This window comes from Paenibacillus sp. Marseille-Q9583 (genome assembly GCF_976954365.1).
Window position 1 is genome coordinate 93,823 of the sequence record NZ_CDRJTB010000005.1, and the last position, 16,465, is coordinate 110,287.

14 protein-coding genes are annotated in these 16,465 nt (G+C 42.9%); 3 read left to right on the plus strand and 11 right to left on the minus strand.

Annotated elements, in window-relative coordinates:
* The first annotated feature begins 32 nt into the window (after positions 1 to 32).
* Positions 33 to 788: a DeoR/GlpR family DNA-binding transcription regulator gene (locus ACWNM1_RS04275; RefSeq protein ID WP_449600032.1), complete on the plus strand. Its 756-nt coding sequence runs from the start codon at positions 33 to 35 to the stop codon at positions 786 to 788.
* 61 nt (positions 789 to 849) lie between these two features.
* Here ACWNM1_RS04275 and ACWNM1_RS04280 read toward each other — a convergent pair whose 3' ends face one another.
* From ACWNM1_RS04280 to ACWNM1_RS04300, 5 genes are all read right to left on the minus strand, one after another.
* Complete coding sequence (locus ACWNM1_RS04280; RefSeq protein ID WP_449600033.1) at positions 850 to 1,305, minus strand: alpha/beta fold hydrolase; 456 nt, start codon at positions 1,303 to 1,305, stop codon at positions 850 to 852.
* A 220-nt stretch (positions 1,306 to 1,525) separates the two neighbouring features.
* Positions 1,526 to 2,599 (minus strand): Gfo/Idh/MocA family protein, encoded by a 1,074-nt coding sequence (locus ACWNM1_RS04285; protein ID WP_449600034.1) that lies wholly within the window; start codon positions 2,597 to 2,599, stop codon positions 1,526 to 1,528.
* 17 nt (positions 2,600 to 2,616) lie between these two features.
* Positions 2,617 to 3,432 carry a sugar phosphate isomerase/epimerase family protein gene (locus ACWNM1_RS04290; RefSeq protein WP_449600035.1) on the minus strand — a complete coding sequence of 272 codons (816 nt, stop codon included), beginning with the start codon at positions 3,430 to 3,432 and terminating at the stop codon, positions 2,617 to 2,619.
* A gap of 147 nt (positions 3,433 to 3,579) precedes the next feature.
* Entirely contained in the window at positions 3,580 to 5,964 is a 2,385-nt protein-coding gene (locus tag ACWNM1_RS04295; RefSeq protein ID WP_449600036.1) for a polyprenyl synthetase family protein, read from the minus strand.
* A 176-nt stretch (positions 5,965 to 6,140) separates the two neighbouring features.
* On the minus strand, positions 6,141 to 7,235 hold the full coding sequence (locus ACWNM1_RS04300) for a saccharopine dehydrogenase family protein (protein ID WP_449600037.1): 1,095 nt from the start codon (positions 7,233 to 7,235) through the stop codon (positions 6,141 to 6,143).
* 129 nt (positions 7,236 to 7,364) lie between these two features.
* Between ACWNM1_RS04300 and ACWNM1_RS04305 the strand changes: the two genes are divergently transcribed.
* Together ACWNM1_RS04305 and ACWNM1_RS04310 are read left to right on the plus strand one after the other, a co-directional pair.
* Positions 7,365 to 7,781: a hypothetical protein gene (locus tag ACWNM1_RS04305; protein ID WP_449600038.1), complete on the plus strand. Its 417-nt coding sequence runs from the start codon at positions 7,365 to 7,367 to the stop codon at positions 7,779 to 7,781.
* Complete coding sequence (locus ACWNM1_RS04310) at positions 7,778 to 8,449, plus strand: helix-turn-helix transcriptional regulator (RefSeq protein ID WP_449600039.1); 672 nt, start codon at positions 7,778 to 7,780, stop codon at positions 8,447 to 8,449. The genes ACWNM1_RS04305 and ACWNM1_RS04310 overlap by 4 nt, the downstream gene beginning before the upstream one ends.
* A gap of 213 nt (positions 8,450 to 8,662) precedes the next feature.
* On the opposite strand, the gene ACWNM1_RS04315 is transcribed toward ACWNM1_RS04310, so the two are convergent.
* The 6 genes from ACWNM1_RS04315 to ACWNM1_RS04340 form a co-directional block, all read right to left on the minus strand.
* Positions 8,663 to 9,199 (minus strand): hypothetical protein, encoded by a 537-nt coding sequence (locus ACWNM1_RS04315; protein WP_339248051.1) that lies wholly within the window; start codon positions 9,197 to 9,199, stop codon positions 8,663 to 8,665.
* A 151-nt stretch (positions 9,200 to 9,350) separates the two neighbouring features.
* Positions 9,351 to 9,692 (minus strand): DUF1801 domain-containing protein, encoded by a 342-nt coding sequence (locus ACWNM1_RS04320; RefSeq protein WP_076285765.1) that lies wholly within the window; start codon positions 9,690 to 9,692, stop codon positions 9,351 to 9,353.
* Between the two features lie 50 nt (positions 9,693 to 9,742).
* Entirely contained in the window at positions 9,743 to 11,005 is a 1,263-nt protein-coding gene (locus ACWNM1_RS04325; protein WP_449600040.1) for an RNA polymerase sigma factor, read from the minus strand.
* The gene (locus ACWNM1_RS04330; protein ID WP_339271179.1) at positions 11,002 to 11,436 is read right to left on the minus strand and encodes a YciI family protein; all 435 of its coding nucleotides are present in this window, start codon (positions 11,434 to 11,436) and stop codon (positions 11,002 to 11,004) included. The genes ACWNM1_RS04325 and ACWNM1_RS04330 overlap by 4 nt, the downstream gene beginning before the upstream one ends.
* Before the next feature lie 19 nt (positions 11,437 to 11,455).
* Positions 11,456 to 12,265, minus strand: a complete 810-nt coding sequence (locus ACWNM1_RS04335) for an alpha/beta fold hydrolase (RefSeq protein WP_449600041.1) — start codon at positions 12,263 to 12,265, stop codon at positions 11,456 to 11,458.
* A 235-nt stretch (positions 12,266 to 12,500) separates the two neighbouring features.
* Positions 12,501 to 16,412, minus strand: coding sequence for a discoidin domain-containing protein (locus tag ACWNM1_RS04340; RefSeq protein ID WP_449600042.1), 3,912 nt, complete (start codon positions 16,410 to 16,412; stop codon positions 12,501 to 12,503).
* Between the last annotated feature and the right edge of the window lie 53 nt (positions 16,413 to 16,465).

The window sequence follows — 16,465 nt, forward strand, 5'->3', positions numbered from 1 at the left end:
CTTTAGAGCATTTTGTGAAAAGAGGTGGATCGGTGCTAAAAGCTGACAGACAGGCGTATATCTTAAAAAAAGTAGAGACCGAAGGCCGCGTCGTTGTCCAAGAATTAACACAGGAATTAAATGTAACAGAAGATACCATTCGAAAAGACTTACAAAGCCTGTCGAAGCTGGGCCTTCTCAAACGAATTCATGGTGGAGCTCATAGCCTTATTAGTGACATGAAGGATTTCAATTCACGTGTAGAATTTAATAGCCAGACCAAAGCTGACTTAGCTAAACGAGCTTGCACGCTTATTGAGAATGCAAAGGTTATTTTTATTGATGGCGGGTCCACAAATTTAAAAGTAGCTGAGAACATCCCTGAGCATTTTGATGGAAGAATTATTACGAATTCCCCATCAATTGCGTTATCGCTATGCCGGTTGTCCAAAGCTAGTATAACCTTGTTAGGTGGCGATCTCGATAAAAAGAACCAAGTGTTATTCGGAGCCGCAACGCTTAGAGCGATACAGCAAATCCATTTGGATCTAACAATCCTTGGCGTATCCACGCTGGATTCAAAGGTGGGCATAACTGTTCCCTCTTATGAGGAATCCATCATTAAGAATCAACTTTTTGAACAATCTTCCATGGTTATCGTCATAGCTACGAAAGAAAAGCTGGAGAAAATATCCACTTTTTTTGTAGCCAAGGTATCCGCGTTAGACTATTTGATCACTGAAGGTACAGTAGACAATAAAATTGTTGATACATATAACAAACTCGGCGTTAACGTAATTACAGTATAGATACTTTCTAAATTTGTACAAAAAAAGATGAACACCTTTGAAGCTTGTGCTCATCTTTCATTTAAAAAGTTCTCAATAGCCTGATCGTTTTCGAAGTAATCTCAATAAATTGAGCGTTTGGGATATATTCTGAGAGTAATCGTCCGTAGGCGTATGGATGAATAGGATCAAGTTGACTAGCAAGGATCAATTTGGGCAGCTTTAAGTTCTTCCAAGCCTCACGATCCTGATTAGGACAATCCATTGGTAGCTTCACAAACTTCATAGAGGTTTCTTTTACATAAGGATATTTAAACTGCCCTAATAGGGATTCACCCGCATAAGCTAATATTGAATTTATGGATTTATAGACCTCTGAATTTTCGTATCTATTTTGAGCGGTCTGAGGATCTGTATCCTGCAATACATCATGAACTTTGGCGTAGGCTTCACGAACCAACTTCTCTTGCGGTTTATCTTCCCAAGCTGGACGTGACAGAATAAGCTTCTTAACGCTAGCCGGATATCTCAATGCCAAATGTAGGACTCCCCAGCACCTGTGCAAATCCCTCCAATATTAAATGATTGGATATGAAGGTGTTTCGTTAAAGCCATCACATCTTCGGCAAATTGTTTAAAAGAAAAATCATCTGCATGTCCACTCTAAAATCTAGTGAGATCCTTCGTATGTGATCTGCTTGCTTCATTAAACCGAAAGTTTGATTAACGTCACCGCCCAAAGCATATCCTCTCCTCCTTTACAAAGGACCAGAAACGTCACTTAGATAAATCGTATTTCCGGTCTTCACCGATTCTTCAACAGCGAGCATAGCTTTCATCGTAGCAATCCCATCTTCAATCGTTGCACCTACACCTGGCTTATTATGCAGAATTGAATCTGTAAAACCTTCAATCTGCAATCTATAAAAATGACCATCTGCTCCAAGCGGTCTATGGTAGCTGTTATCACTAGCTTTGAAAATTTCTACATCGCTTGATTTTAATGTCCACGGGTTGTATGTCTTTCCTACTACTGATCCGAATTCACCATAAATTTGAAATCCTTCATGCCAATCCATCCGAACCGCAATGGTCAAATCTAATTGAGCTACAAAGCCGCTTTCAAACTCCGCAGTAATAAACCAACAATAGGCACCGAACTTTTGCGTATTCCATGCTTTCAAACTTACAATATTTCCACCTAGATATCTTGCGGTATCGAACAAATGGCTTCCATGACCTAAAATATAATAGCGTTCCTTGTTCGCTTTTGGATCTCCAGCAGGTCTCTTTATATTTTTACCGGATATAATCACTGGCTGAACATTCTCGGTAACGGTATATCGATAGGTGGAATCACAATACCAAGCTTTTAGGCCAATAATCTCACCCATTTCATGATCCACAAACTCTTTAGCTGCTACTATACCGGGGTCAAATCTCTTCATATTCCCCACTTGCACTTTAAGATCGGTACGATCCACAAGCTCTTTTAACTCTTCCACTTCTTCGATGGATACGCCTAGAGGTTTTTCTACCAAGACATGTTTACCTGCACGCACGGCTTGTTTAACTGCCTCCACATGAAATTGATCGGCAATCCCAATAACTACAGCATCTACGCTCGGGTCCGCCAGCATTTGATCATAATCCGTATAAACCTTATCGGGTTCATAGATAGCATTCATTCTTTGAAGTAAGTATTCGTCGACATCACAGATCGCATATAGGTTAGCATTTCGTGATCTTCTAATGGAATCAAAGTGAGCCGCCTGTGATATTTGACCGCAGCCTAGAACACCAATGTTCAACAATTGGTTTTCCTTTTCCATATTCATGTCCTCCTATTCTAGTTAAAGAAATTCAAAGCATGTGCTACATCGTCCTCAGCTAACCCATGCATAATAACAGGACCGTCATAAACCTTACTTAATTCATTTATATATTCCTTTAAGGGCAAGTTTCCTTTTCCCACCGGTGCAAAAGTGATCTTCTCTTCGGATACAAAAGCATCTTTGCAATGCGCAATGGCAATGTGCTCCTTTAGCGCTGTTAGCGTTTTTGAAATCTTACCTAAGAGGTCCTTATGATCCTGAGGGGTTACTAGATTTGCTGCATCATACAAAACCTTAAGAAAAGGTGTGTCTAGATCTTGTAATAGTCTCAAAGCATCTTCTGCCGTACTCACCACATTGGCTTGTTCAGGTTCAAATATTAGCGTTACTTGGTTATCTTCTGCAATTTTCAGCATCCACGCAAGACTTTCATGCAATAGTGACCATGCCCTCACTGTATGATTGTCAGGATGAGAACTCCAGAAATCTTCTTGGTTCAAACTACCCGTAGAAATCGAAACATACGGAACAGCTAATGCAGCTGCAGCCTCAACTACATTTTTAAAACACTGCTGATTTTCAACTTTCTTCTCCTCATTTAGCTCTAGCGTATTAAATGTTCCTGAGATCACAGCAATGCTAACTCCACTGTTCATTACTGCTTCTTTGATTTGATGGATGGTCTCCTGACTAGTCACTTTAGGCAAGCTTTCCAGTCCTACATTAGCAAAATTGAATTGAACGCTACTCATGCCTTGGGCTTTGATTTTGTGTAAGGCGATCCCCAGTTCATAGTTCAAGTATACTTTTGAGAAAATTCCTAGCTTCACAAGTTACACCTCCTTTATCTATTTTCAATTTTCATCATAAACGTAATTTCGATTATAAACAATAAATTTCAATTACCAAAAAAGAACTACTGTTCTGCAAAAAAATATAAAAAAGTGCTGGCAATAATGCCAACACTTTAGAGTCAATTATCGATTTCGATTAATCATGTAATTCAATAAATGCTTCAGAAAAGCAATATTACGAGGGATCTCCTTTAACGCTTCCATAGCTAGACAGTAGTGTTCCCACATCTCTTTTCTTGCGCCGTCAGCACCAAGGATAGATACAAACGTTGAATTGTTATTCTCCACATCCTGACCTATCGGCTTACCTAGTAAATGATGATCCCCTTCCAAATCGAGCAAATCATCTTTAATCTGAAAGGCAATCCCCGCATGATAGGCAAATTTTTTCAAAACCAGAACTTCAGATTTCTTAACCTGAGCCAGAATCGCTGGCATCACTAGTGAAGCTTCAAATGCAATTCCGGTCTTATAAAAGCAAATCATATTTAATTGCTCTAGCGTCAATGCTTTTCCCTTAGAATTCAGATCCATTGCCTGACCCATACATGTATCTTCTGCTTTTTGGGCTGAATATTGCATCAAGGCTAGAACTGCTTTTGCATCAAAAGAATGAAGTGACGCCTGTTCCTCGATCGACTTCTGAATCAGAAATAGTCCGGTTAATTCCGCCGTTGAACTAGTATACATTTCGTGTAGAGTTGCACGACCTCTTCGAGTTGAGGCATTATCCTGGGACGGAAGATCATCGAAGATTAGAGAAGCGGTATGCATATATTCCAAAGATCTCAGAAGCGGCACAATTGCGGATGCATCTAGACCATATTCGTTAACACCCATGACCCAAGTCAATATAGGTCTTATCCGCTTGCCGTCGCCTGCTAGACTATAATTAGCCGCATCAATAAGCAACTCTTTCATTTCTGGCGTCCCGTCTGGCTTGGCTATCAGCAATTGTTTATTGATCTGATCGCGAATCTTTTGGATCGTATTTCGAAATTCCACTTTTTCCTTCTTGCTGTTTTTTAGATTCAAAAGCAACTGATCCCGAAGCAATTTATCGAAAAAATCCACATCGTCCGCTTTCTGCACCATCAGCTGGACAAGCCGATTAAACGCTGGTTGACCAGAAGCGAAAATTTCCATGATCTCTTTATACTTTTCAATTCCTACACGTTCTTTACATCGCTTGAGACCATTAATGGCGCGATCTAATATTACTTCACGGGTTTTAGGATCAGAGCGATACACAGTGTGTATTAAATGGGAAATGACCGTCCAGTATAATTCAAAAGGATTGATCAGATCTGTACGTTGACTACGGTATTTTAAATAATAAGTATAGGGGGTTACCGCTCCCGCTTTCATATCGTCAAACATATCCGCAAAATCATCAGCCAGCTGATTATATAACCCATAGAAAAAGGTGCGTTGATCAAATCCGTCATCTGCTGGAGCACTAATTACGGATCGGACAATTAAACGGGAAGAAGAGGATTTTAAAATGATGGGTATGAAAAGCTCTTCATTGCTGTATTCTGAGTTAGAAAGATCCTTCATACGATCCAATTCCTGAGAATGGAAAAATACAAAAGACTGCTCGAAAAATGTATCCTGCATTTCTTCCCGCTGATATCCTCTAATATACTCAAAAGCCTCCTTGAGCTCCGAATGTACAAATCGAATGAACGGCATGTTCTCTCCGGACCATTCACCCAATTCCGGTACAACTCTATTAAGGATCGCAGTGCGTATCATATGAGAATACTGTTCTTTCTCTTGGTCGGTTAAGACACTGGAATCAAGGAGATCATCAATGAATGGATAAGTTAGGCCATATGAATAACCAAGTCTAATGGCTTCACCAATCCTCTTAGATCGCTCCACAGGTGGTACGTCATCGTCCATCTCTTCCATCACATGGAGAATCACCCCAATAATGATCTTGATTAATTTACGTTGCGCTTGCTCGGGATTCATTTCCTTCGGAAGATGTGCTGATACCCGCTTAAGTTTGTCTATCACCCAAATCGTGGCCGTTTCAACGCCTTCCTTCTGAGCCCAACGGTAAATCCCGGTGAAATTCATGAAATCTGACTGATCCTCCGAACTTGTGGAGCCTGGAAGAATCATCTGATTTCTAATGTCGGCAACCATACGCTTAATCCGGAGCTGTGTATTCGGCGAATCTAAAGCTTGCCCCAGATCTCTCATATAAAGATAGGAAACACTTCGATCCAAATAATCATCCAATTTACCGGTCTGATTCAGCCATCCTAGATATCTATGATAATCCTGAGAATCAGGTTTCCTCTTGCCTCTTGATAAAAAGGACAACCATGAACGGCGATGAATATGGTTCTTCTTCCACAATTGAAAATCTTCAATCAAGGTAGACACATAAGTTTTTTCTTTGAACTGTTCACGAAGAGATGCAAAATACTGAGCTGCCTTCTGCTCAGCGATCGAATATCCTGTATCGGCGTAATCTGTAAATTTTTCATTCATAGGTGATGACCTCAACTTCTCTTTTTGTTAACATGACCCATTAGGGAAGAACAGAATTTCTTCCTGAATGAAATGTTCATCAGTTAATACGGTCAAAACTCTTTTGGGTTACGAAAAAGAAGCTTGACTAATCAAGCTTCTTTCAAAATAACTATACACAAATTATTCTATTTAGATTAATCTGCATTATGCTTCTTTACTTGGATCTTTAGCGAGAGCGTCGATCCTAATTCCTTTTGTATATATGCTAAATCTGTTATCTGCTCGATATGGAAAACGCCGCCTGGAAATGGAGAATCATAGAGGAGCTTTGATACTGCTGCTGTCACTTTTGCAGTGATGATGGATTGATTCTTTCCTTGCAATATTAAATCAACATGCATTGGCTTCCCCTCTCGATTTCTTCCACGAGCCTCAACCTTGATAGCGAACTGGTCGCTACCAATATGCAGCCGCTCCATAGCACGAACCATCCACCTGTTCACCCAGCTTGTCTTTAATAAACGAACGGCTCCTGTTTTTTTGGCTATAGCCAGCATTTTAGTAACGAAAACTGAGTCCAGACAAAATCGTGTGGAGATGGACGATGCTTTGAGCGTTTGGGCAAGCGTCTGTTGATCTGAGAATGGGAACCGATACGCATAGCGACTCCCTAAATCGTCACCAAAGTAATATGACTTTCTATCGGTGAAGCTCTCCACCTCAACCTGACGATTCTTCTGCATAACTTCAAACTTTCCTCCTAAACTATTTACTGTCCATTCGATCGCCGCCTTACCATGAGAATCACCAAGTCCGAGCATAATGCCGATTTCGATGTCCTCCGTCTGTTCTATCAGTCTTTCCGCTTCAAGAGCCATTAGATTGGTTATACCGGGTGCAAGACCTACACTAAGAACGGCACTAGATCCATGTCGTGCAGCCTCTTCGTATAACGCCTCAATTTGAGATAAAAACGGACCGCTCGCTGATACATCCACATAATACGTACCGCTACGAAAGCAGGCTTTTACAAAATCCGTATTCGTTTGATCCAAACACATAATGATTAGCTTCACTTGATCTAGTAAATGTGGAGGTATCGTCTTATTAATATCTAACTGTAACGGTTTGATCCTGCCGTGGGTAGATTGACTGAACCGCTCTGCTTTTTCAAGACTTCTCCCTGCAGCAACTACTTTACCTGGATACTTCTTCTCTAATATTTCACATATGGTACGCCCTACGTGTCCATAACCACCAACGACAACAATATCTTCTTTTTCCTGCATTTTTATCACCGCATCCTATATAATAGAGTTGATTAAGAATCATTCTCAATTATACGGATTTCGCTTCCGTTCACTATCCCACAAATGTGGGAGTTCGATATAATCCATTAAGGACTAGAGGGCTACTCAATGAATACCCATAAACAATTCATTCTAATAAAGAAAAAAATCATTAAGCTAGGAATGGTTACTGATTCATCTCACAACTACCGTACTTCCTTGCTGTCTCTCTTACGTGAAGCAGTTCCCTTTGATGCTGCCTGCTGTACTCATGTTGATCCACAGACATTGCTTTCGACAGGTGCGGTTACTGAAGACAATGTAGAATCCATTCATCCCCACTTGTTCCAGATCGAATACGGTGAGGATGATGTTAACACCTATGAGCAAATGGTTCATAGCAAACACCTCGTCGCTACAATATATGAAGTGACCGAGCAGAAACCCGAACGGAGTGCCCGCTATCGAAAGGTTTTGTCTCCCGCAGGTTTTGGGGATGAACTACGTGCAGTCCTATTCTCGGAGAATCTTGCTGGGGGTATTTGACGCTGTACAGGAATGCAGATCAATCGGAATTCTCACAAGAGGAATGTGATTGGATCACCTCGCTCATCCCTCTGATTGCAGCAAGAATGCGGGCTTTCAGTCTTGAGCTTCCAGAGAGAGATGAGACTTGGCTTGAAGATCATTACGGTTCCGGCATTGCAATTTTATCTGATGACGTAGCCCTTCTTTCCTCCAATCCCGCAGCGGATCGCTGGTTAGGCAAACTCCGCTCATTGGAAATGATTGATGCTCATGTTCTACCTCGTCCAATCCGTGCTGTAAGCGCGCAAGCGTTAAACAGCCCTTCCGAATCAGTGGGGATAGCTAAGGCATGCATTCGTATGACTGAGGGGCCCTATTTAGTCGTGCGAGCAAGTCGTCTTCAGACTAGCAACGGTCAGAAACAGGTTGCCATTTCATTCGAACCCGCGCGTCCTGCTGACATGCTCCCCATCATTGCTGAAGCGTATGGTTTGACGGAACGTGAGCAACAGCTATTACACGGTGTAATTCGAGGATTATCCACTAAAGAATTGGCTTCTACACTGCATATTTCTGCATACACGGTCCAAGATCATTTAAAATCTATTTTTAGCAAATCAGGTGTCAGCAGCCGAAGAGAGCTTATTTGGTATTTGCATTCACGCTACAATATTGCTCAAGCTTGAGTAATTCGAGATAAAGGATATACAAGTTGTATGTCCTTCTCAGCACAATTTGTTGGCAAAGCAAGTGCGGTTCTGGAAGAGCAGATTCATCGTTTAAGCTCCGCAACAAACAATAATTCTTCCACTTAACCCTTAATTATTCATCAAAAAAGGACGATACCCATTGTCTAATTACAATGGGTATTGTCCTTTTTTTCTCACATTATTCGAATGTTACTTCGTATCTATGGAAATAGATAGTTTTCCATTGGATTCAATTAAAGAAATTTTGGCATTATCCGTCTGCCATACCCTACGAAAGTTTGTACCTTCGCCTTCTTTTTCTATATCTGCCGTGTTACCTTCACTCTTAGTCGTAAGCTCTCCAAGCTGTTGCGTTATCTCTTGCGTTAATTTTTCCTTGGTAGCTTCTTCAAAATGAATCGTCTCTCCAATCACTTTTCCAGTGTGATCATAGGAGACCTGAAGATTTGCTTCGTGATTCACAATCTTCTCGTTATATTCGCGGGATAAAAGAGTAGAATTCGTACCTTCATTACGATTAGGTGCGCCTTTGCCGAGAGCTTGGACAACTTGAGCATCCTCTTTTCCAATCAAAGTGGCGAGTTCCTCAAGGCTAAATCTTTCCTCAGCTCCACTTGGCACAACCGTTGGAGGTGGTAGCTGGGATTTATCTGCTACTGGTCTTGAGCATGCACTAAGTGCAAGGACCGTAAGCAGTAGCAAACAAGTTTGTTTTAATATCTTCATGGGTTTCATTCCCTTCATTGCTAGCTCTTGATGTATTTTTCACAATTTATTGAATGATTATGTATTGCTGGAGCCAAATTCGTCCAAAAAAGACGATATCCCATGAAGTCAAATGACTTTGAGATACCGTCCTACATCATGAATCTTGCAATTAAAGGGAAGCTGAGGATTGGCTAACCCAAGCCACTAATTGAGCCGTATCCACTGTATCCCCTTTTCGTAGTTTCAGTGTTTTTCTCTCCGGAGGGCCCTCGAATATCCCTTCTGGAAACTCAAGCTCATTCGTATTAAAAATAACAAAGCTTACTGCATCTTTCGAAGTTGAAATAGCTGCTGCGTACTTACCATTTTTCAAAAAATGAGGCTTCTTATACTGAATTCGTTCCTGTACATCTGGGATTGCTTGGTGAACAACCTCACGAAGATTAGTAGATAACTCCACCTGCCATGGTTCTTTTAATGCTTCAATAAAATCGATGACTTCTTGATTCATATTTTATCTCTCCTTTATGTACGTACCGGTTTAAAATAATATTGAATTAACTACGATGTTCCTAAGTTACACGCTGCCGCCCGATTCAGCAAAAGAATCCTTTCACGTTCATTCCCAGTCAAGGATGCGGCACGTTCAAACTCTGTACGCGCCTCATCATATCGACCCAGCTTCAGCAGAAGATCACCACGAACACTGGGCAGCAGATGATATTCCCTTATAGATGGTTCAGTATTTAGCTCATCCACAATTTGCAGTCCAAAGGTTGGGCCGAACGCCATGGATATGGCGACCGCTCGGTTTAATTCGACAATCGGCGAAGGCATGACTCTCGAGAGCGCTTCGTACAGTGCAGAAATACGGATCCAGTCTGTCTCTGCTGCAGTAGTCGCCTGTGCATGACAAGCAGAAATCGCAGCCTGAAGCGAGTAAGGTCCCGGCGGACGACCAAGCTTTCGGCTACGCTCTAAAGCAGCCAGGCCACGACGGATCAGTAATTGATCCCACTGTGCCCGGTTTTGATCCATTAGTAGAAAAGGTTCCCCTTTGCTATTAACCCTTGTCCTAAAACGCGAGGATTGAATCTCCATAAGGGCGACCAGTCCATGAACCTCAGGTTCATAAGGGTTAATCTCAGCTAGTACCCGTCCTAATCTCAGCGCCTCCTGGCATAACAGCGGACGGATCCAATCCACTCCAGAGGTTGCAGAATATCCTTCATTAAACATTAGGTAAAGGACTTCAAGCACCGTAGACAAACGGTCTTTAAGCTCTTCTTGAACGGGTACCTCAAAAGGAACCTTGTTAGCACTTAGGGTTCTCTTCGCCCGAACAATTCGCTGAGCAATCGTTGATTCGGCGACTAGAAAAGAACGTGCGATTTCATCTGTCGTCAATCCACATAACAGTCGAAGGGTCAGGGCTACTCTGGCATCTTGTGACAACACCGGATGACAGGTCATAAAGATCAGACGAAGGAGATCGTCACTGATCTCCTCATCTAACGCATCATCTATGTCTACCTCAGTGTATAAATCCATGCTATGTGCAACCTCTACGTATTTCTGATCTCGAAGCTTGGTCCTGCGAATAAGATCAATCGCACGCCGTTTCGCGGTGGTCATCAGCCAAGCACCTGGATGATCTGGAATCCCCGTCTCTGGCCATCGATTAAGGGCAATTACTAATGCGTCCTGAGCAAGATCTTCTGCGAGACCAACGTCCCGTACCATGCGCGTTAAACCCGCAATGATTTTTGCCGATTCCATTCGCCATATTGTATCAATCGTTCGATGCGTATGGGAGAAACTCACGTTTGCTTCTGCTCCTCAACCTGTTTACGAAGTGCTGCTTCTTTCGCCAATGTTTCGGGATCGTCCATTAATTCCCCCGGCTCGAATACCTGCCTTAACTCAATCTCTCCTTGGCCAAATCCATGAGGGTCCGGCATACGTAAAGCCCATTCAATGGCTTCTTCTCTTGATTTGACCTCAATCAGCGTATATCCAGCGATCATTTCTTTAGCTTCTGTAAACGGACCATCCATAACTTTCGGTTTGCCGCCAGCTTCCGGATATGAAATTCGAATACCACTGGAACTCGGTTGCAATCCATCACCAGCCAGCAACACACCTGCTTTCACCAATTCCTCATTATACTTCTGCATAGCATCAATCAGTTCTTGACTAGGCATAATTCCCGCCTCTGAATCTGTGGTAGCTTTAACAATCATCATAAATCTCATAGGTGTATCCCTCCTATTTTTAATTACCCATAAAGAATGCAGTAAGCTCAGTTGAAATGATCCTTGTATTGAGTTTCTTCGTATGACCTAGCCCCTTTTTACTTAATAGTTTCGCATTAGGTAGTACTTTAGCTATTGCCTGAGCACCATGCCGTAAGCCAACAGGACTCTCCGTACCTTCGAGGACCAGCGTTGGAATGGTAACTGTGCTCCACAAGGTGGCAGGAAGCGGCTTTCCGTCCATATACCCATCCAATAAAACAGCATCATAGGGAAGAGTGTGCGCTACAGCCATTAGGTTAGACCATACACTTGGCATTAAGCGCATCAATTTAACAACAAACGCAGGTGCTCCCATACCTTTAGTCATAAAATACTTAATTGCCTCAGATCGGCGATTTGTAGCAATAAGCTCAGTAACATTCATTACGAAATCTAGAGGCGGCTTGGGATCCGAAGCATTGACAACAACTGGAGGCTCATGCAGAGCTAATTTTGTAATATTTGCTCCATCCGCTGCTGCCTGTAGAGCAAGAACTGCTCCAGAAGACAATCCCCAGACATATGCCGCTCCTCCGGCCGCATTAATTATAGCCTGCAGATCTTCGATCTCACGAGCTATTGCGTATGGCTGAATGTCTCCACTATCGCCACGACCTCGTCGATCGTAATTGAAGACTGTGAAATTCTCAGACAACAGATCAGCTAACTGTACCTGACTTGGGAATTTTCGGTAACTAAATGCACCTGTCACTAATATAAGTGCTGGCCCTTGACCCATTTTGTCATAGGCAATCTTAGTTCCGTCCATTGAAGTTACTAAATGCATTTCATCTCTCCTTCGCTTTAACGTCTGATATCCGGACTTCTATTTAAACGACGAACGGAAGATGATGAAATCGACACATTCCTAAAAATTTATTTCTTATGAGATAAATACTATATCCTACCATTTATTTCTTGTTCATCAAGTCAATATCCTTCTCTGAAGTTTTAAATTTTTACTATCCACAATATAAGAAAAAAGGGAAAAGTTCCGAAGAACTCCTCCCTCACACTATCGCTTAATGAATCGTCAGATTAAAACCGCTCTGAATATAATTCAGGTTGGGGTTAGCGATATTCGTAGTCGTCAGGTTGTTAAACGTTGCTGAACCATTGCCTGTGTAGGTATAGATTGCCGAACCCTGATGTGGCCCAGAGAAACGTGAAGTAGTAATACCATCTAGCCCAGTACCATTAATATTGATGTTGTTAAACACGATATTCTCAAATCCACCACCATAACCGAACTGGATTGCATCGCGTTGTGTATTGATGATATCGATGTTGGAAAAGGTGACGTTCTTGATGGCATCATTCGATGCCTCTAAATCGATGGCTCCACGTTCTCCACCATACAGATCTTTACTGGTACCACTTGTGATAATCGTAGTATCTGAGAAAACAATGCCCGCATTATTCTGGAAATGGTAACCAGGGAAAACGGTGTTCATACGAATACCAGAACCACCTACAGTGTCGATGATGTAGTTGTGATCTGCCTTATGACCGCCGCCTCCAAAGAATGCTATGGCTGCAGCACGCCAGTTATTCTCAATCGTGTTGTAGGAGAATGTGTTATTTACACCCGCCGGAGCACTATTGGTGTTACTAGTCCATACTGCAAGACCATCGTCACCGTTATTTCTTACGTTGGTGTTTCGAACAATCGAATTGCTAGTGCCTTGGGAGTAGTTGATACCATCGGCAAGATTGTTCCGAATCCGGCTGTTTTCAACCACAAGCCCACTGGCATAAATAGCAGGTGTATGAGCATAGTCGCCTACCCACATGCCACATTCAAAATGTTCTACCCAGACATCATGGATAATTGAATTAGTACCAAAGTTATCCATAAATCCTTTATAAATTGCATTTTGTCCATAACGGGATCGCAAATTCGAATTCATGTAAACATTACTAAAATCTAGCTTGCCGCTAATACGGAGTGAAATACCGCCTCCCGCCGCATTAGGATTAGTAAACTGGAGGTTCGTATGCCAGATTCCAGCACCCGTCACCGTAAAGTTGTTAATCATATTGCTGGCAGAGCCAATTTCCCACATGCTGCTAAGATTAAATGTTCCGGCAGGAATATACATGCTCTTACCACCTGCAACAGCTGCATTCACCGTTGCTTTAAAAGCTGCAAGGTCATCCTGACCATCATTTGCTACGGCACCATAATCTGTCACTGACACGGAGTTCGCCGGACGAGCGACTGCAGTAGGAACGGGTTCGATTTCGAGGAAATCAACACCATATTCCAAGCTATCTCCATTGTTCTTCTGAATACGGATGATATCTCCAGGCTGGAGAGGAGTATCCAATTTCCAGTGGACTTCGTCAAATCGGAAGAGCGGACGCCCAGCACTAGGAGTATCACCAGGCATATCGCCCGAAAAATACTGCCAGCTGTAGTAGGATGTCAACGATAACGTTTTGACTTTTACTCCATTCACATACACGTCAAGTGAACCATTCAGTCCCATACCATCCGAAGAGTCAGGCATAGTAAATCTCATAGTTACACCCGCGCCGCCTTGTCCTTGTCTGACTGTCCATCCCACGTTCGAGCCGTTTGAAGGAAGCGCTACATAACGCTGACCAGATGCTTCTGAAGCAATTAGTGCTTGATCAAACGTAGGTGCTGATTTCAACGTAGCACCACCACCGAGAGTAGCATCTTCGGTATCATACCGACTATAAGGCATGCTTGCACCACGTAAAGCATAGACCACCAGATTAGTTGTGCTTATATTGTTTGATTGCTTCGCTGTGACCTCATTAGCATCCACTTCAACAGTAGTGGTCACAGTGTAATTACCGTTGACTGCTGTCCATGTCCCTGGAATCGTGACGTTAACGGAAGCTCCAGCAGCAAGGGTCCCGGAATAGGAACCATTAAATGCTTGAATCGTGGTACCTGCTGAGTTTTTAAGAGCTACAGTAACACCATGAGAACCGCTTGCAGAAGCAATGGTTCCTTGATTCTTGAGATTTACGGTAAAAGCTACTGTACTATTAGCCACTGGATTACTTGGTGTCCAGGTAGTCACACCAACTAAGTCAGAGCTGGAGACTGGAGCGATAACAAGAGACGCCCCGTTCGTATAGCTGTTATTCCCTTCGTTCTGCTCGAAAATCACATTGTTCTCATCTACTTTAGCGCTGAGAGCATAGGTCGCAGCGGTTTTGGCTCCAGCGTTTAATGTCATTGAGGCTGTTGTTGATGCGCCTGCAGTTAATAAACCTACTGGAGCAGATCCAACGAGCTCATTGTTTAAGTAAAAGTTGACAGTGGTTGTTGCGGAGCTAGCGTTACCGTTGTTCTTAACTACTGCATTTAATGTAATTGCACTTGTCTCGACAGGAGTAGTAGGTGACCAGGACATACCGGTTATCATTAGATCAGGGTTCGCCCCTGGTGTACCGAATACTTGGAACTCCGCGATTTGCCCAGCAGGCGCACCAGAGTTCGAAGTAATATTCAACTGCAGACGTTTAACATTTGCCGTAACCGGGATGGTTACTGTGTTGCCCGAAGCTGGATTAAACGTATACGATTGAGCCGATACCAAATTACCGAAGGTGGTCGTGTCTTGATTGTGACCGAGCACCTGAATCGTTTGTGTGCGAGTACTCCATGCAGAGGCAGGATTCAGCTTTAAAACGATTGACGTAATGTTGTGGTTCGCCCCTAAGTCGAGGGTGAGCGAACTTGGATTGCTGCCACCTTCCCAGTACGTGCTTGTGTCATTATCGTTCGCATTTGTTGCTACGAACGTTTGTGTACTGGAAGAAGCGGTAATCGTCTTGCCGACAGCAATATTACTCCCAGGAGCAGGCGTTGCTGTTGGTGTTACCGTCGGAGTTGTTGTCGGCGTTGCTGTTGGTATGACCGTCGTAGTTGGTGTGGCTGTTGGCGTTGGCGTTGCTGTTGCCGACGGTATTGGTGTGGCTGTCGGTGTCGGAGTAGGTGTTGCAGGTGGTGATGTTGTCGTCGACGCTACAGTGATTTGGTCAAGGTTAACATTGCCAGAATCACCAGCATCATATTTATATGCAATGGTGTTGTTACCCGCATTTAGATTAAGAACTTCTACTTTAGTGCTCCATGAATCCCAATTTGGTAAGTTAGATAATGAGGTCTGGCCAACTTTAGCACCATTGACATAGACACTTATTGTCTTTGTGCTGCCACTTGCATTAGCGTATTTCAATGACACCTCACGACTACCAGTTGCTGCCACGTTAACCGTGAATGTCGTTGTTGCACCTTGTGACAAATATCCATCCACGAAACCCGCGCCGGAGTAACCGGCATGATCCGTGTTCACTTTAGCTCCTCCAGACAGTGAAGCAGATTCAGCTTCATAAGTGCCGGAAGGCGATGGAGTTGGAGTAGGAATAGGACCACTAGCGCCGTAAATCTCGAATTCGGAGAGCTGAGCTGCCGGCCAACCTGTGTTGCTCGTTACATTCAGACGAACATAACGCGTACTGGTTGCGGCAAAGTCGATGGTAACACTGTTACCTGCCACTGATGGATTGAATTCATAATTCGCAGACCCTACAATGTTCGTAAACGTCGAACCGTTTGTGCTACTTTGAACAGCCAATGTTTGCGTCCGCGTCTCCCATCCAGAAGGGAGCTTAAGAACGATTTGATCAATATTTGTATTTGCACCTAAATCGACTTGAATCCATTGCGGGAATGCATTATTCGTACTTTCCCAATACGTGCTTTGATTACTGTCTTTAACATTGTCAGGACTATAAGTTTGTGATTGACCGCTCGCAGTTACATTTTTGCCGAGTGTCAGGTTTGGTCCTCCGGAGGCTGAAACAAAATTAAGAGGGCCCGCAGCCAAGAATAAACTTGAAATCAGCATGGATACTACCAGCGACCATACAACATACTTGTTACGCATTTTAATTTTAATCCTCCTTAAATATGTTAGATTCTCAAAAATTCACGAACCTA